Consider the following 22,496-nt stretch of genomic DNA (forward strand, 5'->3'; position numbering starts at 1 on the left):
GGGTCGAACCGGATTCTGTCTAGACCGGATCTTCCATAAGTGGGTCTTCCAGAATGAACTGCTTCACGCGATCCCGGATGCGTTCGGCCTCCTTTAGGTTCAACCCCGGGATGACGACGTCGCTCGATCGCGACCCTGCTGTGTGGACAACGAGACGCCCAAGCGAAAACTCACGCTCCAGAAGATCCTGCGACACGTCGAGGTGCTGGATACGACGGAGCGGAACGACGGTCCGCACATGGTTCAGCACGCCATGTTCGATGTAAATCTCTTCCGACCGAATTGAGAACCCCCAGGATCGATACAGCAGGCGCGGCCAGAAAAGGGCATACGCCGTGCCGAGGACGACGACAATGCCCGTGAGCGTTCCGAATGGAAGAGCGCTCGTGCCGAAGAGATGCGCGAGATCGTAGAAGAAAACCGCAAAGGATACGAAGGCAACAAAAACACCTCGCTTGATCGCCCAGACCGTTCGCATCGAGGGTTCGAGCGACCGAAGGTTGTCGGAAGATGTTGTCTCAGGGGGCGGCGAGTCAGTCTCCATTCGATGGACTGAGATGGGAAGGCAACAGTGCGGTTGTTGAAAACGACGACCGCGCAGAGGTTTCCCTGTTGGTGATGGAGACCAACTTCTACGTAGCGGTCTACTTCCGGGTGGCCTGCCGGAATCGATGGGACGCTCAGTCAACAACTCATAATTAGAATATTGTGTGAGTCGGCGCGATCGGTGACAGTTTCGCGAAAGAAATACCGTATGAGTTTACACAGGGACGTTTACGTACTTGGATGCAACCAGAATTCACAACTGGAGTATTTAACATTATCCAAAGGAGCACGCGGCGTTGTCGCGTCTTCCGTGTACTTTCGTCACCATATATCGCTTCTTCGATATCCGTTTCGATATTTTTGGGTGCGATCTGCCCTGTCTCTTCTCCTTTCGTTCGCCACAAGCCAATATTTGTGGGAAGTGGATCTACGCGTCCGGCCCGATCACGTGTTAAGTTAGCGTTCGCTCATGCCCATTGCCCGAGGCTACATTGCTGCAAGCGTTCGTGGGGTCATCACGTTGGTGGCCCTGCTGATTGTCCTGCAGCCAGCGAACACGAACGCGTTTGAAAGAGAGGGGCAACGTGTGGCACCGTCGGATCGTGATGCTACCATCGAGGCAGCGTCCCTCGATTCGGCGGCTTCCGCGGATGAAGCACCATCGTCGCACCAGATCCCGGGGTATCCGCTTTTTCGGAACTACGTACCGGATGACTACGGCCCGGATCTGCCCAGCCAGAACTGGGCGATCACCCAAGATGATCGCGGCATTATATACGTCGGTAACCCCGCGGGCGTGTTGTCGTATGATGGCGCGAACTGGCGTCTCATCCCGACGGACGACCGAACGCTCGTACGGACCGTCTTCCGCGGCACCGACGGTCGGATCTACGTGGGCGCGTACGGAGAGGTTGGCTACCTTGCCCCTGACGCGGCGGGGCAGATGCAATTCGTCTCGCTGGAAGGGGAGATTCCCCCGTTACTACGGGACTTTGGTCATACCGCAAGCGGCGTTTCCGTCAGCAACGGCGTGTACTTCCAGACGCGTAACGCCATTTACCGATGGGATGGCGAAGAGATGGATGTGTGGACAACATCCGATGGATCACGCTTCTTCCGCGTATTCGCCGTGCGTGATACCGTATATGTGTCACGCGAGTCCGTTGGCCTGCACCGCATCGTGGATGAACGTCTCGAACCGGTGCCAGGAGGAACGGCCTTCTCTGGCACGAGCGTCACGGCTATTCTTCCTTACGGGAATGACGACCTCCTCATAGGAACGGTCGACAGTAAGCTGTATCTGCGCCGAAACGGCGAAATTGAGCGATTTCCGACTGAGATCGACCGCTTTCTGACCGCGAACGAACTGTACACGGCCGCCGCCCTTCCCGATGGCTCTTATGCCTTCGCAACGCTCTGGGGGGGCGTGGTCATTACCGATCCCGCTGGACGTACGCGTCGCATCCTGGATAAACGAGCAGGGTTAATCGGCGACGATGTGCGGGCGCTGTTCGTGGATCAGCAGGACGGCCTCTGGATGGCGTACGAGAGTGGAATTGCTCGCGCAGAGATCACGCTTCCCATCAGCATGTTCGACGACCGAACGGGGCTGGATGGCGTTGCCATGTCCATTGTTCGGCACGACGACGCGTTGCACGTAGGGACGACGTCTGGCGTTTTCCGTCTGTCTCGACAGGAGACGGACGACGGCTCCTTGCGCCCCGTATTCCAGCGGGTGAGTTCGCTTCGTGCGCAGGCATTTTCGCTGTTGTCGCATCGGAGTGGTTTGCTCGCAGCAACGGACCGTGGCGTATTCTTGCTGGCCGACGGACAAGCTCGTTCCGTGGCGGAAAGCCAGACAGCGTACGGCCTACACGCGTCGCGTCATACGGACGGCCTCGTGTACGTCGGGTATATTGACGGCGTTGGAACGATGCAGTACCAGAGCGGGCAATGGAAGAGCCAGTCGTCGATCCCGGGTCTCGATCGAGGCATTTTCTTTCTTGAAGAGGATGCGAGGGGAGACCTCTGGGCGGCCTCGGCCTACGGTGGGTTGTGGAATGTGTCGACGTCAGACGGGCTCCAGAATCAACCGATGGTCACCGAAATCGCATCGGAAGGTCAGCATCCGCAGCACGTTTTCCGGATGGCCTACGTGCCGAACGAGGGCCTCCACATCGTATCGCGAAGCGGTGTGACGCGCCCGGTCCGGGATGAGATGGGGCACATTTCACTCGAACCCGACACGAGCATTGCGTCACGGCTACCGTCGAGCGCTGGTCGTGTGCTGAGTTTGACGGCCGCCCCGGATGGCGATCTCTGGGTGACGGCCGAGTCCGACACCTACTGGCTCGACCGAGAGGACGAGTCGGAGACATCGCTCCGGATGCCCTTTGCGTACATGCCGGAGTTCAATGCGTATGCATCTCTCGCGGAATCCGCGGGTCGCTTCTGGGTAGTCGGCGAGGAGGGAGTCGTTTCGCATTGTCCCGTCGACGTTCCCAGAAAAGACAATGCGGTTCGCACACTAATTCGAAGTGTATCGCTCATTCGAACCGACTCCGTCCTGTTCGGGGGAACGGAACCGCTCGATATAGAACCGATGAGTCGGGTTGGTTCGGTAGGCCTGACGGGCGCACGTCCTGGGTTGTCCGACGATGAGCAGCAAACTGGGCTGGTTAGCGATGCAAAGCTGGATCTGCCGTCACTCGAAGAGGTACCTGGCGGCGAAGGGGCGTCGCCGAAGATGGGCATGCTCGCCAGCGTAAAACCGACCCGATCGACACAGACTCCTGCTGTCGGGGACAGCGATCTTCAAACTCAGCCGGAGCAGCTAGCACCCGGCACGAGTGAAACCATCAAATCTGTGGTTGATGAGGAGACGGACGGTGGGTCTGATCGGAGTCTGACGCAGATTCCATACTCGGACAATGCCGTACGCGTCGAATTTGCTGCACCGGGATACGGGCACGAGGAAAGCGTGGAGTATCAGTACCGACTGGACGGGTTTGATGCGGACTGGTCGGCGTGGACGAGCGAAACGAAGAAGGAATATACGAACCTTCCTCCCGGTCGGTATCAGTTCGATGTGAGAGCGCGGAATCCGAGGGTATGGACAGCGTCCACGGCCCGCTTCGCATTCGAGGTGCTTCCACCGTGGTATCGAACCATCTGGGCGTATGCAGCCTACGCTTTCCTCATGGGCGGCCTCGTCTTTGGCGTTGTTCAGTGGCGATCCGCGCAGCTCGAACGGCGTGCGATGGCGCTAGAGCGTGTGATCGAGCGGCGCACGGCGGAGGTGAAGGAGCAGGCTCGACAGCTGGAGGTGTACAACACGGAGCTGGTCCGAAGCAACGAGGTCCTCCAGGAAACGGTGGAGGAGAAGTCGAAGCTTCTGGGCGTTGCAGCGCACGACCTGAAGAACCCGTTGTTTGGAATCCGAGCGCTCTCTGAGGTTCTTCTTGAGCGTGACAACGTGGATGAGACCGCGAGGCGAAAGCTGGACCTGATTCGAAGCTCCGCTGACGACACGCTCAAGCTGATCAATGATCTGTTGGCATCTGCGGCATCGTCGGCCCAGGTTCAGGCGGAGATGGAGATGATTGACGCCGCTGCTCTTGCCGAGTGGGTGACGCACAGCTTCCAGCACCAGGCGGATCGGAAGCAGCAACGGTTGACGGCAGCGGTACCCTCGGAGCCATGCATCGTCGAGGCCGACAAGCGGAAGTTGCGTGAGGCGATGAATAACCTGATCAGTAACGCCATCAAGTACTCGCCGCACGGAGCGCCAATACTCGTTCGCGTCGAGCGCCAGGGGGATGAAATTTGTTTTTGCGTGGAGGACGAAGGGCCTGGCCTGGGAGCAGAGGACCAGCAGCGCCTTTTTGCTCCGTTCCAGCGTCTCACGCCGGAACCGACGGGAGACGAGGGATCATCAGGACTTGGATTGTACATCGTGAAGCAGATCGCCGAACTTCACGACGGCGATGTGGAGGTCGATTCCGAACTCGGGAAGGGAAGTACCTTCAAGCTGATCATTCCCGCTGCATCGGCAGGTCCTCGCCGCTCGCACAATGGCCAATCAGTGGAGTCATAAACGCAGAGGCACGTGGTTCGAGGTGCGTTGGGCTCGGACGGACGGCCCGACGCTACGTGCGAATGCGATGGGCCTGTTGGGTGTCGAGTAATCATCGCGTGTTGCCCGGAACGACTGCCCCGACAGTTGCTTTTCAGCGCCAGAACATCCCGTCCACTGCTTTTTGCGACCAACACGATCTCGCTATGGAAACCATCAGCATCCTCGGATGTGGCTGGCTCGGTCTTCCTCTCGGTCAACGATTAGCGACGCAGGGCCACCGCGTCAAGGGATCGACGACGACGCCGGACAAGCTGGACGTCGTGGAAGCGGCCGGGATCGAGCCATACCTCCTGCGCCTAGATCCGGAGCCCACGAGCGATTCGGACGACTTCTTCCAGTCCGACATCCTGTTTGTTAACGTTCCGCCACCGAGGAATCGGGATGACGCTTCATCTTTCCACGAGCGTCAGATGGAGATGATCAGCGCGGCCACGACAGCAGACTGGGTGATTCTAGCGAGTTCGACGGGCGTTTATCCCAACGCGGATCGTGTCGTGACGGAAGAGGATGTGCCTCCGGGGGGACCGCCGGCGTACGAGGGATCGCGGCGGTCGACCGGTCAGATTTTAGAAACCGTAGAAGGAATGTGGGCGACGAAGGACGTGGATGTGACGGTTCTTCGTTTTGGAGGGCTGTATGGCCCGAAGCGGCATCCGGGACGCTTTCTCGCAGGTAAATCTGGGCTTGCGAGGCCCTCGGCGCCCGTTAATCTCATCCATCTCGATGACTGCATCGGAATTGCGGAAGCCGTGATCCAAGAAGGGGCACGTGGGGCCATTTTCAATGCTGTTGCAGACCAGCATCCATCACGACGGGAAACCTACACGCGCGCAGCACGCTCACTTGGACTCAAGACGCCTGATTTCGACATGAGCGACGAGCGAGGCGGAAAGGTTGTGAGCAACGAGAAAGTGCGCGCCGAACTCGGATATGCGTTTGCTCATCCTGACCCGAGTGACGTGTAACGATTCCTCGATTCATTGGACGGATGGAGCGACTGCGTTGACTTCCCCGGGTAGAAAACATTACTGTGTATATCGGATGAAGCGGCTCGTCGGTCGTCATCATCCCAGCGCGCGACCCGTGGTCGACGCCTGCAACCCGCGATACTTTGCTTATCGGCATGCCTGAAATGGCCCCGTTCGTACGCCGTTGAGACGGTCGAAGTGTTTCAGATGTACGTCGTCTCTGGGCGATTGAAGTCTATGGCGTACGGACACCGACTGCGCCGATGTTTCCAGTTCTCTTCTGCCCTTTGCCCTTCCCTCGTCATGGCTGCTAATCCCGCCGCTCCTGCTGCGACGCCTACGAAGATTCGACATTCGGATGCAGCATCCCTATCCGAGCAATACGATGCCGTCCGGGGCTTTACAGAAGAATTTTGTGAACCCCTAAATACCGAGGATTACGTCGTTCAGACGGTCGAGAATGTAAGTCCCACCAAGTGGCATCTGGCCCACACTACGTGGTTCTTCGAAACGTTCATTTTGAAGGATCACGTATCCTCGTACGAGCCACTCAACGAGACGTACGCCTATCTCTTCAACTCGTACTACATCCAGGCAGGCGAGCGACATTGTCGAGACCGTCGGGGCTACATTTCACGTCCCACCGTCAGCGAGGTGTACGCGTACCGTGCGCATGTCGATGACGCGATGCACGCGCTCATGTCTAGCGCGTCTGGGAAGCAGATGCACGAGCTCGCCCCGCTGATCGAGATCGGGCTTCATCATGAGCAGCAGCACCAGGAGCTCATGGTCACCGACATGAAGCACGTACTGTCGGTGAACCCGCTGCGTCCAGCGTATCGCGACGATCTTACGCGCGCCGAAAGCCGAGAGGCGCCTGCGCTACAGTGGGTCGGGTTCGACGAGGGAGTGTACGAAATTGGGTTCGATGACGAGGACCCGGACGCCGGATTTTGCTACGACAATGAGACGCCGAGACACCGCGAGTTTCTTGAGTCGTTTCAGCTGGCGAATCGCCTCGTGACCTGTGGCGAGTATCTTGAGTTCATGCGTGACGGTGGCTACGAGCGGCCCGAGCTCTGGTTGTCTGCCGGGTGGGCCATGGTGCAGGAGAAGGAATGGACGGAACCCTTTTATTGGGAAGCGCACGACGATCAGTATTACCTCTACACGCTCGGCGGCCTCCGCGAGGTGAATCCTGCTGAGCCCGTGTCGCACCTCAGCTACTACGAGGCCGAAGCGTTCGCGCGATGGGCTGATGCCCGTCTCCCGACCGAAGCGGAATGGGAGATCGCCTCGCGGGGTGTGCCCTTGGAGGGCAATTTTGTCGACGAAGGCCATTTTCACCCGCAGCCACTGCCGGAGGATGCGGAGGGAGCGGTGCCTGAGCTGGGCGATGGGCCGCTCCATCAAATGTTTGGGGACGTCTGGGAGTGGACCCGGAGTCATTACTCACCCTACCCTGGGTACGAACCGCTGCCGGGCGCTCTTGGCGAATACAATGGCAAGTTTATGTGCGGTCAGTTCGTGCTTCGCGGCGGATCGTGTGCGACCTCCCGCTCGCACATCCGACGTACATACCGCAACTTCTTCCATCCCGACGAGGCATGGCAATTTATGGGCCTTCGTCTCGCTCGGGATGCCGGCTGAGCTCAGGTCGTTTCGATCGCCTCCAGTCCGGTGCACCTCAACCGGACGCGTTCGTCCTTCTTTTCTCCCGTTATGACCGCATGAACTCGCCCGAAACGCTTTCTCTGATCGATTGTCATCCATCCGAAAGCTCGTTTCGAGAGGACGTCCTCGATGGGCTCTCTCGCGAGCAAAAACAGATTGCATCGAAGTACCTGTATGACGCTCGAGGTTCAAAATTATTTGATCGCATCACAACCCTCGAGGAGTATTATCCGACACGTACCGAAGCATCGATCATGCGAACTGAGATCGATGCGATGGCTGAAGCTATCGGGAAAGACACATTGCTCGTCGAATACGGCAGCGGGAGTAGCGAGAAGACTCGTATTTTGCTCGACCGCGTGAGCCAGAATCTTCAGGGATACGTTCCGGTCGATATTTCCCGTGATCACCTGATGGATGCAGCGGCTCGAATTGCCTCTTCCTATCCAGATTTAGACGTTCGCCCCGTCTGTGCCGACTACACGTCGTCGTTTCCCTTACCAGAGTTCGTCGAGGAGGCTGCGCGCATCGTCGTATACTTTCCCGGGTCCACGATCGGCAATTTCGAGCGCGATGATGCGGTGGCGTTTCTTGACCGAATTGCGCAGGCGGTCGGTGCGGGCGGTGGTCTGCTCATCGGCGTGGACCTCCGGAAAGATCCCGACATTCTGCACGCTGCATACAATGACCGCGAAGGAGTCACGGCGAGGTTCAATCTCAATCTTCTCCGCCGGATCAACCGGGAATTGAACGCCGACTTTGATCTGGATGCGTTTCGCCACGAGGCGGTATGGCGTTCGGACCTGGGCTGTATCGAAATGCTGTTGGTGAGCACGAAAGACCAGTCCGTACGTGTCGGCGAGGAAACGTTCTCGTTCGAGAAGGGCGAGTCCATTCATACCGAGTACTCGTTTAAGTTTACGCCGGAGCAATTTGCAGAGATGGCCTCGGAAGCGGGCTTCCGGATCGAACGCGTCTGGACGGATGATCAGGACCTCTTCAGCATCCAGTATGCTACGGTGGGAGCCTGGTAGGTTGAGCCTGTCTTTCGGAAAGGGCAGACACACGACGAGCAGCCCAGAAGTTGTTGAAGGTACCATCTGTGTGACCGGGCTCCGGACCGTCGTTGATCGTTTCGTCCCGTTACGCAGGCTGCACGATTGGGAGGAACGAGGAGGGAGGCAATCGTTTGGTGAGAGTCCCGGGGCACCGACCCCATTTTGGGTTCTCTTTACAAATCGAGACCTAGACTATGGCTTACGAATTTTTTCTCGGCATTGACGTTGCCGATCAGGACTCTGATGGTGCGGGCACCGTCTCGCTATCGCTGATCGAAAAGTCTCAGGACGATTCCGAAGAGGCTGCCCAGTATCGGCTCGACAGCATAGAAGAGTACGATGCGGACACCGAGCCGGAAACCATCACGGACCACATCCAGAGTCTGCTTGCGGAGTCGCCGTATACGGCACGCACGGGAATTTTTGTCAACCGGGAATCCCAGCGAGGCCAGGCCGTTTACGATGCGCTGGAGGAGAGCGGTCTCCCCGTTCGTGCCATCACACTGACGGACGAGAAACATGCTTCGCCTCCGACACTGGATGGGGACGATGAGAGCGTGGCCAAGCAGGAAGCCGTTCGCTCCATTGCAAAGGCGCATCGCGAGGGGCGCCTCGAAATTCAGCATCGTCATACGGAATACGCCTCCACGCTCGCTCGGAAGCTTCAGCAATACGCATCGCTCGCTGTGGATGCGGAGGCGCCGGTCGACGTGGACCCCGAAAATGAGGAAGATGGCGAAGCCCTTCCGACGCAGTTCGACTCGCTCGTGACGAGTGCTGCCGTGGCCGTATGGATGGCCTCGCAGCGATCCTTCGATCCTACGTCTCACCTGAAAGCCGAGCCGAACACATCCGGTAACGTCGTTTCGGGAGAGCCAGATACGCGCGGATAGTGGGACGAGGTCGGGTCCTTTCTCCTCTGATGCACCACGCGCCCTCACCTCGCCGGTGGGGGCGTTTGATTTGTAAGGTGTTGTTCACGAAAACGCCCTTGAGTAGCTTTTGGCCCAGGGATTTTGCACCTTTTCTCGTGCGCTCCCATCCTTCGTCTAATCCCTGCTACGCATGGCTCATCCATGGCATGAAGTACCCGTCGGTCCTGACAGTCCCGAGGTCTTTCAGGCCGTTATCGAGATTCCTCAGGGATGCAAAGTCAAGTACGAGCTCGACAAGGAAACCGGAATGCTTCGTGTGGACCGGATGCTCTACTCGTCAGTCGTGTACCCTGCGAACTACGGCTTTATCCCGCAAACATACGCGGACGACTTTGATCCATTGGACGTTCTCGTTCTTGCGCAGGAAGCCGTGGACCCGCTGAGTATTCTCCGTGCTCGACCGATTGGGATGATGAGCATGGTCGACGATGAGCAGGAGGATGCCAAGATCATCTGCATCCACATCGATGATCCGGCTTTCAATAACTACTGGCACATCAAAGACCTGCCGGAGCATCGTCTTCGTGAACTGAAGCGCTTTTTTCAGGACTATAAGGCGCTCGAGGACAAGAGCGTACGCGTGCAGGACTTCTTCGGCCCGGAACGGGCTCGCCGAGTCATCTCGGAGGCCGTCGGGCACTATGACGAAGAGATCCGGCCAACGCTCGATAACGATGACGAGGAATGACCGGCGCACGATCGAATTCTCGCTATCACAAGTGAACGCATCGCTCGGTATCCGCCCTGCGGCGGGTTCGCTCCTTTCTGATTTAACCTGGCTTCGTACACGATGGAAAACATTCGCACCGATGGAATCGACTTTGCGCTGAAAGGCGACGACATGCAACTCGTCGAGGTGGAGCTTGACCCCGGCGAAGCGGTCCGTGCCGAGGCGGGAACCATGCTGTACATGTCCGACGGGGTCGAGATGCAGACCGACACCGGCGGGGGCATGTTCAAGGGCTTCAAGCGCATGATCAGTGGTGAGAGCTTCTTCATCACGAGCTTTACCTACTCCGGCCCGTCGAAGGGGCGTGTGGCATTTGCCGCGCCGTACCCGGGGAAGATCGTCCCGGTTGACCTGTCGCAGCACGACGGATTCCTGTGCCAGAAGGATGCTTTTCTCTGCGCCGACCAGGACGTGGAGGTCGAGGTGGCATTCAACAAAAAGCTTGGCGCGGGTCTGTTCGGAGGCGAGGGATTCATCCTTCAGCGTCTGACGGGACAGGGATGGGCGTTCGTCCACGCCGGCGGAACGATCGTTGAGCACAAGCTTGAGGCGGGCGAAACGCTTCGCGTCGACACGGGATGCATCGCTGCATTCTCTGGTACCGTCGACTATGACATCAACTTTGTTGGAGGCTTCCGGAACGCGCTGTTCGGAGGAGAAGGTGTCTTCCTCGCGAAATTGACGGGACCGGGCACAGTGTACCTCCAGAGCCTGCCCTTTGCGCGACTGGCGGACCGGATCGTTGCCGGGCAGTTTGCCAACCGGGGCGAAAGCCGCGGCGTCGGCGGCTCAGGTATTCTGGGCGATCTCATCGGTGGCGACGAAGTATAGTCGCGCTGGCAGCAGACGCTACTCATACAAAACGGGCTGCAATCAGCGGGACGATGGGCGAACAGCTCCGTCGTCCCGTTTTCTGTTTAGGCAGTCGAGAGTGTGTCTCGCAAGGTCGATCGATGGGCTCGCGAAACCGGAAGGTGTCGTTACATCCGATGAAGTGTACGCACGTCGTAGCCCGGGCTGCGTATCCAGTCTCGTATTCAGAATATCAAATCCGGGCCCGATCCATCCGTGTCGCCTTCCCATCCGATTCCCAACCTTCAGGTCGTCTGGTTCAAGCGGGACCTCCGCACGCACGACCACCGCCCGCTGCATCACGCTGCGCTCAATGGCCCGGTGCTTCCGATCTACATTGTCGAGCCGGACATTGTGGCGGCAGATGACTTCTCGGCTGGTCACTGGCAGTTCATCCGCTCGTCGCTTTCGGAGTTGCGACGAGCTCTCGCCGATCTCGGACAACCGCTCGTGGTCCGGGTCGGGAATGCAGTGGACACGTTCGAGAAATTACGCTCGGACGCCGGACCCTTCACGCTGTGGTCGCACCAGGAGACGGGCAACCGTGCGACATTCGACCGAGATATTGATGTTCGACGCTGGGCGGCCACGTCAGGGATCGAGATGCACGAATGCCGGCAGCATGGCGTGGTGCGGGGCGCGCTCGATCGGGATCGCTGGGCGAAGCAGTGGCAGGCGTTCATGGATGAACCGGAGACACCGGCACCTAACGCACTGCAGTCATTGCCCGTCCGGCCCGGTCCCATTCCAACGCTCGCCGACCTTGACCTGCCGCGCGGCAGGTTCGAAGCGCTACAGGCGGGTGGAGAGGAGGCGGCACACCGCACGCTTCAGTCGTTTTTGTTCGATCGCGGTCGGCGGTATCGAAGAGAAATGTCGAGTCCGGTGACCGCTTTCCAGAGCTGCTCGCGTCTGAGTCCCCATCTGTGCTGGGGTACGATCAGCATCCGCACCGTCCGAAATGCTGCGCTCAACCGAAAAGACGAGCTATCAAATCGTTCTGGAAGGGAAACGGCTGATTGGCGGAAGTCGATCTCGTCGTTCATCAGCCGCCTGCACTGGAACGGCCACTTCATTCAGAAGCTGGAGAGTGCGCCGCGGATAGAGCACGAGAGCTTCATTCCGGCTTTCGATGCCGTGCGAGAAAACGACTTTGACACCGAGCGCTACGAGGCGTGGAAAGCGGGGGAAACCGGATACCCCCTCGTTGATGCTTGCATGCGCGCGCTCCGTGCGACGGGCTATCTCAACTTTCGCATGCGGGCGATGATCGTGTCGTTTGCTGCATACGATCTATGGCTCGACTGGCGTAGTTTCCACGACGTGCTGGCGCGCCGATGGATCGATTATGAGCCTGGCATTCACTTTAGCCAGCTTCAGATGCAGTCGGGCACAACCGGTATCAACGCGTTGCGCATCTACAACCCTACGAAGCAGGCGCGCGACCTGGACCCAGACGGTACGTTTATCCGACGGTGGGTGCCGGAGTTGCGCCGTGTGCCGGACACGTACATCCACACGCCGTGGCTTGCTCCGCCGCAGGTACAGGTTCGGTCCGGATGCCGTATCGGCAAGCAGTATCCAAAGCCCATTGTCCGACACGAGACCGCCGCCAGGCGCGCCCGAAAGGTGATCGGAGAGGTCCGAAAGCGTCCGGAGGTGCAGCAACAGGCGAAACAAGTTCTCGATCAGCATGGCAGCCGACGACATCGATCGAGACGGAAGACGACGCAGAGTGGGGTGAAAAATCATCGGTCGCACTCCGACACGTCTGGCCAACAACAAACGTTCGAGTTCTAGGTCGGGGTTGAGTCGCGCCTTCCTCGCTCAATCTCTCAAGCCGTCAGATTGCAACGCAGGCGTTGGGAATGTTGGCAGTCCGGTGACAAATATGCATCCCGTTACGTTGTGCGGAATCTGGTGTCTCGCGCGAGGAATATGCCCCATGTGTATTCAGAGCGGAGTTATTGATTGATGCCGTTCGGCCATCGTATTCTGCTACGCGCCGGTAGACATGTTCGAAATAGAAGCGTTCTAACCTGCCGATTATTGATTGACGAACGGTCTCGCGTACGTCGGTTGCCTGTGATGTACGCCCTTGGGCCTCACTCAAATCGTTCGGTCGACCAGCAGGTTGAACGAATGCGCCCCATCCGGTGAAAGCCGGGTGGGGCGTTTGTATAGGTACCGTTCCTGCAGAACCTATGCTGTTTCGTCTCGCCGACGCCGAGGCGAATCTGTCGGAACGCCGGTGAAACGTCATTAGCACACGAACGCCACCCGATGGATAAGGTGGTCCGGGAGGCGTGATGGCCCGCCAGGTGCTCGCAAACGTGAGTCGGGAAGAGCGCGTCGACCGCCGCGTTGCGGGCGTAGACGCGGGGTCATGGTACGTCGATCAAGGGATGCTGGTCAGGAGATCGCCTCCAGCACGGTCCGCGTGGTACGGCAGCTGATCATCGGTGAGGGCCTCCCTTGGTGGAGCTCCGTGTAGTGATTTTGACGGTGGTTAGCACGCGGCGCCAAAGTCGAACAGAGAGCGGGGTGTACTCCGCTCCATCGAAACGATAATGTCCGTGTCGACCTGCCCGGAGGCTGCACGAGATCGTGGCGTGATCGAGATGTGGGAAAAGCGCCAACCGTCCTCGACCGCCTTGTTCAGGTGGCGAAGACCCGTCGTCTCGTTATTTCGCTGATGGAGGACGACCTGCCGCACATCTTTGCCTGGATCGGGTGATGGGTGATCAGGGGTTTGCGTCCGCTTCGACCGACTCTTGGTGGACCGAGAACGGTCGGAGCGCTGCGAATCCGATTGACGCTGGTTCGGGGCGGTTGCGGACGACCGTGTGCCGCCATGATCGGGTCCGTTTTCCGATCGGCGGGATGAGCCCGTTGAATGGCTAGAATGTGGCGCTGACTCCGTGTCCTCGCGGTCGGACTGCAACAGCGGATCGTCGTCGGCTGAGCCAAAGATGCTACCGAAAAATCCTTCGGAGTTCGACATAGCAGAGAGAATCAGAGTATAAAAGTAACAGTTCAGTTCGGCGCTAGGAGGCCATTCTGTGTTTTGAGTCAGACGCGTCGGTGTGCTTTTCACGATCGTCTGCAGTGCGGCGTACGGTGCCATAGATCGATCCATAGCGATCGATCCGTTCGATGATCTCATCGACGAGCGCTGCGTAATCCGTTGCTCCGCGGGAGTCGGGGGCGGAGTCGAAGACCGATTTTCCGAATGCGGGTGCGTTCTCGATGGCTGGATCATCGCGGATTTCGGTATTGAATACTTTTCCACCGTAGTGCCCCCGTACCTCATTGATGATCGCGCGGGTCTGCTCGTCTTCGCGCTTTACCATCGTTAGGACAACGCCAAGCACAGGGGCTGCTTCACCGATGCTCAGTCTTACATTTTTGACCACCTGACCGAGGCTGATGACGCCTTCTAAGGAGAGATAAGAGGGCGAAACCGGGATGATGAATGCGTCTGCGGCGACCAACGCGTTGACGCTGAGTAGGGATGTGGAAGGGGCACAATCGATCAGTACGACATCGTATTCATCCTCAACGCGCTCGATCGCATTGCTAAGACGCTTTTCTCGGTTTGGCTGGCGCGAAAGGCGTGTATCCGTATCCGCGAGTCGGAGCGATCCCGTGATCAGGTCGAGGTCCGGTGTCTTGGTTGATCGGATCGCATCTTCGATTTCGATGTCACCGAAGAGCACGTCCGCACTGGATGGGTTGAGCTGATCACGGTCTACTCCCATGGCCAGTGATGCAGAACCCTGGCTATCGAGGTCAATAACGAGCACCCGTTTCCCGTTACGGACAAGACCGGACGCGACGTTGATCGTCGTCGTTGTTTTGCCGACACCGCCCTTATTGTTGATGATGGGGATCGTCTTGATCATGGGTGGAGCAGGTGAAGGCTGAGGAGGAAGCTCTGTACGGCAGCGTTGGCGTAAAGGAGTCGGCACGCACACGTGCCAATGCTGCGGTACCGACTGGACCTATTTGCAGAGGCAAAGAGCGAACCAGCTGTATGGAGAATTGGATGGCAGAACGGCGGGATAAGATTTAATGATGCTATCAGGTCAATGCGGCGCCGTGGACGTGTCCGGAAAAAGTAGAATAGTCTCTTGAGCTTGACTTTTATCACTTCCAATGAAGTGTTCTTAGATCATGCAATTTATATAGGGATATAATCTCGTCACTACTCCGCCTTCTGCTTCTGCCTTGACTACTAAATATTGCAAGAATGTGGCAGGCTGGGTAATTAGTAAACGCGTGACCGAGCTTGCACCCGCAGGGATCCGGTTGCCGAATGCGTGGCGGCCTTTTCATTTGCATGTCTTTGGGGAGTTGGACGGTTCAGCCATCGGTGGATGTTTTGGTATGGCATGAGAGGCGAGCCGGTAGGCATTTTTGATTCGACATACGTGAGTAAGAGCAATATCAACGTTTCCGTGATGGCACGGCCGATGCGCCGAATGTTGTAGATCCTCGAGTGTGTTCGGCGTACCTTAAGATCATGCATCCCTGTCCGTGGAGACCGACGACCCTGTTGGTCAGCACTCATCACCTCGCCGTGCGGTATGGAGTTGCGCGGCTGAATCCATGTCGTTATGCTAGAGATTACTGTTCTCATCGCGAGCACCCTCCCGTTTCTTCTTGGCCTGTACGCGCTCAAGATCATTGAGCGTAGGCGGAACGGAGGCGATGATCCACCGCCGCCACCAGACGAGGGCCCGATGCCACCGATTGCACCGGAGCCCGGTGCCCCTTCTCTTCGTCTTTCGTCCGGTTCGTCGGAATCCGGTCACGAGCGCATCGACCGCGGTCCCGTACGGGTGACGCGTCCAACTGAACGGTCCCGGCGTCCCGTTCGAAGCCAAAGTTTCGCATAGATGGGTGCGGGTCCAACCGTAGTTTTCGTTTCGTCCCAATGTGGCATGTCTAGCCACGGTTGTTCGTGGATCCGCATCTTTTTCCATAGATTGCGAACGATTCGACCGTAGCGATCCGTCAGTTGTGCTACGTTTGCGTGGCGGCATGTGCGTTGCTTCATGTGAAAACGTACATCTAGCGTCACTCTTGAAAACTGATCGAGGCGACGGACGCCTGTTACCGGCGACGTCTCTCAGTACGTTTCTCGCGGTCGCCCCTTCTGATATCGTTTCCCCAACCCCCCTTCGTGCATATGAATCGATGGCTTCAAACGCTCACAGCAACGTTTCTCATTGTCTCACTCGGGTACGCCGGGCCAGCGAATGCGCAGTATGAAGATGTAGGCAGTCTTGATGAACTGAGCGGCGCCCTCGAGGTGATGGCCGGTCAGTACGCCGACAATTACGTTCAGCCGGTATCCGACGCGTTCGGCGCTGGGATGAACTCGGCCATGTTTCGCACGGCCGACGCCGGTGGAGGCATTTTGCCGGGCGTCGATGTTTATGTCGGCGTATCCGTCACCGGCGCGCTCATGGCTTCGTCGGATCGCTCCTTTCTCCCGCAGAACCAGACCCTAACGGTAGATGGCCGGGAACTGAGATTCGACTACTCGAATGGTCGGGTCCCGACGGCTTTCGGAGAGACCAAGACCCCGAGTGCCACGGTCGATATCACGGACGTAGGCACCGGGCAGACAACGAACGTTCAGTTACCACCTGGCATCGTAAACACGCCGGTGGCTCCGCTCGTCATCCCACAGCTTGGCGTCGGAACGGCATTCGGTACGGATGTGATGCTTCGGTACCTGCCGCGCACCCGCCTGAAGAGCTACGGTACGGTCGGCGTCTTCGGGCTCGGCGTGCGCCACAGCATCAGTCAGTATATTCCGATGTCACCCGTCGATATCGCGGTCCAGGGCGCCTACAACTCGATCTCGCTTGAGGATAAGAACGTCGAGGGCGATGTGCTCGACGCATCGGGATACGCCTTCAACCTTCAGGTGAGCAAGAGCCTCCCGGTTCTCCCGGTAACGTTCTATAGCGGGCTGCAGTATGAGACGTTCGATGCCAGTTACGCGTACACGTTTCAGCCGCAGAACAGTAACATCGATCCCGTTAGCTTCACGCTCGATCAGGAAGCGAGCAACAAAGTTCGCGGCGTCGCCGGGGTCACGATTACGCTCGCTGTCGTGCGCATCAATGCGGATTACAGTCTCAGCGGAAATGATGTCGTGACGGTCGGTATGGGCGTACAACTTTAGCGTTCAATCGGTACGCATACGCATAAAGAAGCGGCTGCGACGGGTTTAGAGCCCGATCGCAGCCGCTTCGTTTTGTTGGACCGATGGCGATCCGCAATGCCACCGGTTATTCATCAGGGACATCGAAGTCGAAAAGGGACGGTGCACTGTCTCTTCGTAACACAACATCCACGAGTGTGTCGTTTTCTGACGCGCTGCGAACGGTTTCTACGTACCAGCCATCGTTCACGGCGTCATTGACCTTTTGGAGGTCCGCTTCTTCATGGGATCCGGAGCGGATCCGCATCTGGCGCTTCGCGCGGGGCGAGGTATCGCCTCCAACCTCGGCAACACCTGTCGATTCCGACACGGGGTTTGGGGAAGAGCCCGGGGCGTAATGGTCGCTCAGTTTATGTTCTTGTCGGTCGCCTGAAGACGAGGGGCGTCCGTTATGCGAGCGGCCCTGTTGGGTAACGTCGTCTGGAGGCGCGGTGCGGTCCATGACGTTCTGGATCCGGGCATACAGGGATGGCGGCCCTGCCGACGAATCACGTTCTACATCGGCCTCCTGTTCAGATGGTGGTGTCGGCGTGGCATCGGGTGCGGCGTCCCGTTCGGCGTCTTCGGATTCTTCCAGTATGGACGCATCAAACGTTTCCCTCGACGGCTCAGACGGTTGCAGAAGCGGATCATCATTCGGTGTACCGAAGAAGCCTTTGAGAAACGCGGGACGATTGCTCATTCGCACAAATCGAGAAACAGTGGACTGGAAGCAGGCGGACCTGCAAGCGAGTTAGCCCGCCATTGCAGCGGGAACGGCTGTAACCAATGGTCTACAATCGCGGGGGGCGGCAGAGATGTATGAAGGGGAAATCCCCACCTGCTTGTGGAAGAAACATGCGCCCGTTTGACCCGCAGTCGTAGGACTTCCAGTATCCGGACGCAAATGCGAGTACCAATGTCGATGGGCGACCACAGCACGGCGGTCGCCCAACACAAGACATACTCGAATACGATCGACGGATGTCAAGTGACATCCCTTCGTTCCATTAGTTGAGCTCTAGCGTACCGTCAATCTTCTCGAGCTGGATCCGGGCAAGGGCCAGGTTTGACTTCTCCTTGTTGAGAGCGACGTACGTGAAGATGTCATCGTTCTCGTGAAACATGCGAATCAGGTGGTACTGATTATCCAGCGTGATCAGAATGTCCTGGATCTGCTCATCGAGCTGCAGCTGCTTGATGATTGATTTCTTCGCACGGACAACCTCCGTGTTTCCTGCTCCGGCGAGCTCCATATCGAGCGAGCCGCCACCAATCGTGCCCAGCGTCATTCCCGATTTATAGTCGACGAGAGCGGCACCCACCGCACCGTCGATCTCCATGATTTGATTGAGTGAGTCTTGGATGTTAGCCATAAATCTGAGGTTACTTTAAACCGCGTTGCTTGAAAGGGGGAGGTGACGCTACGTGTGTGGGTAGCAAACAATAAATATACCATACCTACGACAGTATCAATTTTATCACGTTGTGAACCCGTGTGGCGAACTATCTATGGCCGGGGAAAGGCAATGATTTCCCTACGGTCGGTCTCAATACCTGGTGCGGGTGAGCATTCCGTTAGGTCTTTGCCTGCGGTGTCTCCCTGAAGATGATCTCCTTGCCTCCGGCCCCGGCTGTCCAACCATCCGCCAAACAGGTTGCGAGTCTCCACGCTTTTCTACAGAGCAGGCTAGCCTCAACACGTCGAGAACGCCCGTATCAGGGAGCGCCGTGTTAATTCGTTGTGGAGTCATGAGTCCGTAACGAGTGGAGGTTAAACCCGAATACATTGGCGGCGTTTGCGCATTCAATCAACGTACGTTTCCATGGAGTTCGGAGCTTGATGCAGATTATCCCCATCATCAACAATAAGGGCGGTGTCGGAAAAACAACGACCACGGTAAACCTGGCGGCCGGGTTGGCGCACCGTGGGAAGCGCGTCCTCCTGATCGACCTGGACAGCCAGGGATCGGCGTCATTGGCCCTCGGGGTCTCCCATGATCAACTCCAACCATCGGTTGCGGATGTGCTTTTCGGGAAGCGGACGTTCGCCGAGACGGTACGGAGCACAGACGTAGATGGGCTGGATCTACTCACCGGTTCGCTCGAGCTTGCGAATGCTGATATTCGCCTCAAGGAGACGCGTCGTCGTGAATGGACGCTTCATCGTATACTCGACCCGATTCGCGAGACGTACGACGTGATTCTCATCGATTGTGCCCCGTCTACCTCGGTGTTGACAGTGAATGCGCTGGTAGCAGCCGACGCCTTCATTGTACCGGTCCGTCCGACATACCTGGCGCTGGCGGGTGTGGTCGGGCTGGGAGAGGTGGTCAAGAACGTGAGGGAAGGGGTTGGGGAAGCAGCGCCGGTCCTCGGAATTGTCGTCACACAGGTCGGAGGCGAAAAAGATGGTCATCCGCCGGGAGTGCAGGATGAGGTGATTGATGAGTTGCGGACGCACTATGGCGGGAAAGTATTTAACACGCTGTTGCACTACGATCCGTCGTTGGAGCAGGCGCCGGCTCATAGCGAAGATATATTTGAGTTCGCCCCGAAGTCCCGTGCTGCCAGTGAATATGCGCTTCTTATCGACGAAGTGGAGGAGCGGATTGAGCGATACGGAAATGTGTATGCCCGCGTGAACCGATAGCCACATCCCAGGAAGACGGGGCGCTCAATCCACTTTTTCCCGGACGGGACAATGCCACACTCTTTCTCCCAGTGGGAGTGGGGCGCGCCTCACGATCCATCGAAAAGCCGGAAACCGGAGGGTGGTGCGTTTCATGTAGCTAAAACGGGACGTTTTCATCTGTCCGCACGTCAGAGGTCGGTCGCGTTTTCTGGATTTCTATTCCGTCGGCCGAGAACCCGAATAGGTCCTCCGGGGAGAAAATCAGTCGGAAGTCGGCATCCGAGAAGAACACTTCGAATTTGCGGCTGAACTGGTCAAGCCGCTTCAGATAGTAGGCGGTGTTCTCGTCGGGCTGATCTGGGTCCCACTCGGTGGCGAGCCTGCAGTTTTTGAACGCCGTGACGTTTGGGTCATCTCCGGTGATGTAGTACGAGATGCGATCTCCTTTGCGAATCGTCTGTCCCGTCGCCTGCATCCTCCGTTTCGCGAGTTCGTAGGTGGCTGCTCGCGGACGGTCACCCTCCTGAACATCTCGTTCGTACTGTTCGATCGTGTCTTTCAGCGTTTCCGTCCGTGCGAAGCTGTAGACGTTCTCCCAGTCGTGCGCTTCGATGCTCTCACGATATCGAATGTAGAGTTCGTGGAGCCCCTCGACATCCCGCTCCAGCAGGAGTTCGATGGCTTCCCGAACGAAGCGGCGGCCGAACTTCTCGTTCGATCGAGAGATCAGCGATGAGCCTTTGAATTTAAGGGATCCGTCGTACGTTCGGAGCGCGTAGTTTTTCTTTTTGTACGACAGCATTTTCTGAAATCGCCCGTCAAATCCGACGCGTATGCCCTCCGGCATGGCACTCGTCAGATCTCGCGTGAACTGGATTTCGTTGTCCTCGCCGCGAACGTCGTCCGGTGGCACGAACAGGACGCCATCGGTATCAACTTCGATAACGGTTCCTCCTCGATCTTGAATTTCGGAGATGAGGTCTCTGAGGATCTGTTGGCCGATGCGAGCGACCCGATCAGCTTCCTCGAAATCGTTGAAGATCGCCAGGGTAAACCCGAGGTTGCCGTAGAAGGAGTTGATGAGCACCTTGTACGAATTCTGTCGCGCATCCAGCTCCGATCGGACCTTGTCATCGGCCGCGTCGCGCATGGCCTGTTTGGTTTCGAGACGAAGGTTCGTCAGACGGTCGAGAAGCTGAGGAAACACCCCGAGTCTGTCTCCCGCAGGCTGGATGTCGTAATTCAGCATGATTGAGGGGTACAGGCTTTCGACGTCAGCGTAGACGACGGGCCCGAGTACGCCCGTCATGAAAATATCGGTGTAGCCGCCCATCGACTGCGTACCCCATTCGCTACGCGGTAGACTGTGGCGCTTGCGCAGATACTCGCGGACGAAGAGGCTCTCGATTTTAGATGCCGGTCCACGCCGGGCTGCGCCGCCGTATGTCATCGGCAGCATCTGCGTGAGGTAGAACGTCGATCCGGAGAGGTGCCGTGCGAGCCGTTCGGTCTCGATCACGTCGTCGAGGGCGTAGTCGAGCAGTCGGTCCCGATCCTCCCGCCAGTATCGGTCGATCTCGTCGCCAGGGATGTAGGTACGGTCCTCGGGGGCAAACCCGAAATATTTTGCCGCGGTCTTGAGACTGTAGTCCGGGAGATCTCGCTTGAAGACGTCGAACGCCATCACCTGGAAGTAGACATCAATGACATGGCGTCCGTGAACGGCCATGGCGGGATAATCCACCGTGCGTTCCGCGAAGCGCATGCTGGATTCGTACGTTCTGGGCGTCGACCCGTCGCGTCCAATCGCAAAGTCGACTCCATGGCGTTCACACCGCTTGAGGATGTAGTCGAAGTCGAAGGAGAAGCAGTTGTAGCCCTCGATCACGTCCGGGTCGCGTTCGCGAATGACGTTGACGAGCGTGCAGAGAAGGTCGCGCTCAGCATCGTCGGTGGATGCGTCGAGGTGGAGAACCTTCGTCCAGTCGCGGTTGTCGGACAGGGCGACGATGATGATTCGATCGTCTGGACGCTTTGCATTCGGGAAACCCTGCTCGGAGTACACCTCGATATCGAGTTGCAGGCGGTGGAGGTCACCCGGCTTCATCTCGAGGAAGCAGGTTTTCCCCGTTTGCATCATGTATTGCTGCGCCGGAGATCCGACCTGATACAGTTCGTCCGGGCGCCCGTCATCCGTGGTTGAGCGATGTTCGACCGTGCGGATGGCATTCCAGTAGTCCGCCCACGTGTTGAAGATGACGAGATACCGGTAATGGTTGTCGCCCTCGAGCTCGGTGAACTTGAACGTGGACCGGTGCCCGCGCAGCAGCGTGATGTCTGAGATGAAGAAAAAGGGGAAGAGGCGATCCTCTTCGGTCGTGATTCGCCGACCGTCCTCAGATCGTTGGTATAGTCGGACACGTGCCGGCTCGTCCGATGGGGCGTCCATTAAGGGTTCGATGTCTACGATTCTCGGCGTTGGATCTTTGCCGAAGAGAGCCGCATCCACGTCCGGATTTGGGTTCGCGTCCTTCGCGGTCGGGGTGGAATCCGTAGACCCGGTACCCGCGTCGGGACGCTGGAATCGGGCGAATACGTCCGGGCGGGTGAGCATGGTCGAGCGAAACCGGAGGGCGTGAGAGAGTTAGACTGAGGCACCTGGTTAACAGCCGTAGCATTTCTACGAGCGCCTGACCGTGCGGTGCCATTTGGAATGTGTCGCCGATGGTTCCGCTATGGA

17 protein-coding genes are annotated in these 22,496 nt (G+C 57.9%); 10 read left to right on the forward strand and 7 right to left on the reverse strand.

Annotation, left to right across the window (positions count from 1 at the left end):
• Positions 1-19: 19 nt before the first annotated feature.
• Positions 20-544, reverse strand: a complete 525-nt coding sequence (locus tag CRI94_RS06125; protein ID WP_098074769.1) for a PH domain-containing protein — start codon at positions 542-544, stop codon at positions 20-22.
• Between the two features lie 471 nt (positions 545-1,015).
• Between CRI94_RS06125 and CRI94_RS06130 the strand changes: the two genes are divergently transcribed.
• The 8 genes from CRI94_RS06130 to CRI94_RS06165 all read left to right on the forward strand — a co-directional run bounded on the left by CRI94_RS06130 (position 1,016) and on the right by CRI94_RS06165 (position 12,701).
• Positions 1,016-4,642, forward strand: a complete 3,627-nt coding sequence (locus CRI94_RS06130; protein WP_098074770.1) for a sensor histidine kinase — start codon at positions 1,016-1,018, stop codon at positions 4,640-4,642.
• Positions 4,643-4,827: 185 nt separating this feature from the next.
• Entirely contained in the window at positions 4,828-5,649 is an 822-nt protein-coding gene (locus CRI94_RS06135) for an SDR family oxidoreductase (protein WP_098074771.1), read from the forward strand.
• A gap of 306 nt (positions 5,650-5,955) precedes the next feature.
• Positions 5,956-7,302 (forward strand): ergothioneine biosynthesis protein EgtB, encoded by a 1,347-nt coding sequence (egtB, locus tag CRI94_RS06140; protein WP_098074772.1) that lies wholly within the window; start codon positions 5,956-5,958, stop codon positions 7,300-7,302.
• An 80-nt stretch (positions 7,303-7,382) separates the two neighbouring features.
• Complete coding sequence (gene egtD / locus CRI94_RS06145; protein ID WP_098074773.1) at positions 7,383-8,360, forward strand: L-histidine N(alpha)-methyltransferase; 978 nt, start codon at positions 7,383-7,385, stop codon at positions 8,358-8,360.
• Between the two features lie 218 nt (positions 8,361-8,578).
• Positions 8,579-9,277: a hypothetical protein gene (locus tag CRI94_RS06150; protein WP_098074774.1), complete on the forward strand. Its 699-nt coding sequence runs from the start codon at positions 8,579-8,581 to the stop codon at positions 9,275-9,277.
• Between the two features lie 172 nt (positions 9,278-9,449).
• Complete coding sequence (locus CRI94_RS06155; protein ID WP_098074775.1) at positions 9,450-10,007, forward strand: inorganic diphosphatase; 558 nt, start codon at positions 9,450-9,452, stop codon at positions 10,005-10,007.
• A gap of 102 nt (positions 10,008-10,109) precedes the next feature.
• The gene (locus CRI94_RS06160) at positions 10,110-10,880 is read left to right on the forward strand and encodes a TIGR00266 family protein (RefSeq protein WP_098074776.1); all 771 of its coding nucleotides are present in this window, start codon (positions 10,110-10,112) and stop codon (positions 10,878-10,880) included.
• A 237-nt stretch (positions 10,881-11,117) separates the two neighbouring features.
• Complete coding sequence (locus CRI94_RS06165) at positions 11,118-12,701, forward strand: FAD-binding domain-containing protein (protein WP_218919355.1); 1,584 nt, start codon at positions 11,118-11,120, stop codon at positions 12,699-12,701.
• Positions 12,702-13,410: 709 nt separating this feature from the next.
• On the opposite strand, the gene CRI94_RS06170 is transcribed toward CRI94_RS06165, so the two are convergent.
• The 3 genes from CRI94_RS06170 to CRI94_RS06180 all read right to left on the reverse strand — a co-directional run bounded on the left by CRI94_RS06170 (position 13,411) and on the right by CRI94_RS06180 (position 15,790).
• Positions 13,411-13,905: a hypothetical protein gene (locus CRI94_RS06170; RefSeq protein ID WP_098074777.1), complete on the reverse strand. Its 495-nt coding sequence runs from the start codon at positions 13,903-13,905 to the stop codon at positions 13,411-13,413.
• Between the two features lie 43 nt (positions 13,906-13,948).
• A complete protein-coding gene (locus CRI94_RS06175; protein WP_098074778.1) occupies positions 13,949-14,806 on the reverse strand; it encodes a ParA family protein in 858 nt (285 codons plus the stop codon).
• 717 nt (positions 14,807-15,523) lie between these two features.
• The gene (locus CRI94_RS06180; RefSeq protein ID WP_143815318.1) at positions 15,524-15,790 is read right to left on the reverse strand and encodes a hypothetical protein; all 267 of its coding nucleotides are present in this window, start codon (positions 15,788-15,790) and stop codon (positions 15,524-15,526) included.
• A gap of 305 nt (positions 15,791-16,095) precedes the next feature.
• On the opposite strand from CRI94_RS06180, the gene CRI94_RS06185 reads away from it, so the two are divergent.
• Positions 16,096-17,103 (forward strand): DUF6588 family protein, encoded by a 1,008-nt coding sequence (locus CRI94_RS06185; protein WP_098074780.1) that lies wholly within the window; start codon positions 16,096-16,098, stop codon positions 17,101-17,103.
• A 106-nt stretch (positions 17,104-17,209) separates the two neighbouring features.
• Here CRI94_RS06185 and CRI94_RS06190 read toward each other — a convergent pair whose 3' ends face one another.
• Positions 17,210-17,824: a hypothetical protein gene (locus CRI94_RS06190; RefSeq protein WP_098074781.1), complete on the reverse strand. Its 615-nt coding sequence runs from the start codon at positions 17,822-17,824 to the stop codon at positions 17,210-17,212.
• A gap of 307 nt (positions 17,825-18,131) precedes the next feature.
• A complete protein-coding gene (locus CRI94_RS06195) occupies positions 18,132-18,497 on the reverse strand; it encodes a hypothetical protein (protein WP_098074782.1) in 366 nt (121 codons plus the stop codon).
• 467 nt (positions 18,498-18,964) lie between these two features.
• On the opposite strand from CRI94_RS06195, the gene CRI94_RS06200 reads away from it, so the two are divergent.
• Complete coding sequence (locus tag CRI94_RS06200) at positions 18,965-19,774, forward strand: ParA family protein (protein ID WP_098074783.1); 810 nt, start codon at positions 18,965-18,967, stop codon at positions 19,772-19,774.
• 139 nt (positions 19,775-19,913) lie between these two features.
• On the opposite strand, the gene CRI94_RS06205 is transcribed toward CRI94_RS06200, so the two are convergent.
• Positions 19,914-22,370, reverse strand: a complete 2,457-nt coding sequence (locus CRI94_RS06205) for a DNA polymerase domain-containing protein (RefSeq protein ID WP_098074784.1) — start codon at positions 22,368-22,370, stop codon at positions 19,914-19,916.
• Positions 22,371-22,496: the final 126 nt, after the last annotated feature.

The sequence above is a fragment of the Longibacter salinarum genome (assembly GCF_002554795.1).
GTDB lineage: Bacteria > Bacteroidota > Rhodothermia > Rhodothermales > Salinibacteraceae > Longibacter > Longibacter salinarum.

What these genes read in the sequence shown, in the direction of transcription:
- CRI94_RS06125 (WP_098074769.1), bottom strand. Translation starts at nt 544, where the DNA reads ATGGAGACTGACTCGCCGCCCCCTGAGACAACATCTTCCGACAACCTT.
- CRI94_RS06130 (WP_098074770.1), top strand. Translation starts at nt 1,016, where the DNA reads ATGCCCATTGCCCGAGGCTACATTGCTGCAAGCGTTCGTGGGGTCATC.
- CRI94_RS06135 (WP_098074771.1), top strand. Translation starts at nt 4,828, where the DNA reads ATGGAAACCATCAGCATCCTCGGATGTGGCTGGCTCGGTCTTCCTCTC.
- egtB (WP_098074772.1), top strand. Translation starts at nt 5,956, where the DNA reads ATGGCTGCTAATCCCGCCGCTCCTGCTGCGACGCCTACGAAGATTCGA.
- egtD (WP_098074773.1), top strand. Translation starts at nt 7,383, where the DNA reads ATGAACTCGCCCGAAACGCTTTCTCTGATCGATTGTCATCCATCCGAA.
- CRI94_RS06150 (WP_098074774.1), top strand. Translation starts at nt 8,579, where the DNA reads ATGGCTTACGAATTTTTTCTCGGCATTGACGTTGCCGATCAGGACTCT.
- CRI94_RS06155 (WP_098074775.1), top strand. Translation starts at nt 9,450, where the DNA reads ATGGCTCATCCATGGCATGAAGTACCCGTCGGTCCTGACAGTCCCGAG.
- CRI94_RS06160 (WP_098074776.1), top strand. Translation starts at nt 10,110, where the DNA reads ATGGAAAACATTCGCACCGATGGAATCGACTTTGCGCTGAAAGGCGAC.
- CRI94_RS06170 (WP_098074777.1), bottom strand. Translation starts at nt 13,905, where the DNA reads ATGTCGAACTCCGAAGGATTTTTCGGTAGCATCTTTGGCTCAGCCGAC.
- CRI94_RS06175 (WP_098074778.1), bottom strand. Translation starts at nt 14,806, where the DNA reads ATGATCAAGACGATCCCCATCATCAACAATAAGGGCGGTGTCGGCAAA.
- CRI94_RS06185 (WP_098074780.1), top strand. Translation starts at nt 16,096, where the DNA reads ATGAATCGATGGCTTCAAACGCTCACAGCAACGTTTCTCATTGTCTCA.
- CRI94_RS06190 (WP_098074781.1), bottom strand. Translation starts at nt 17,824, where the DNA reads ATGAGCAATCGTCCCGCGTTTCTCAAAGGCTTCTTCGGTACACCGAAT.
- CRI94_RS06195 (WP_098074782.1), bottom strand. Translation starts at nt 18,497, where the DNA reads ATGGCTAACATCCAAGACTCACTCAATCAAATCATGGAGATCGACGGT.
- CRI94_RS06200 (WP_098074783.1), top strand. Translation starts at nt 18,965, where the DNA reads ATGCAGATTATCCCCATCATCAACAATAAGGGCGGTGTCGGAAAAACA.
- CRI94_RS06205 (WP_098074784.1), bottom strand. Translation starts at nt 22,370, where the DNA reads ATGCTCACCCGCCCGGACGTATTCGCCCGATTCCAGCGTCCCGACGCG.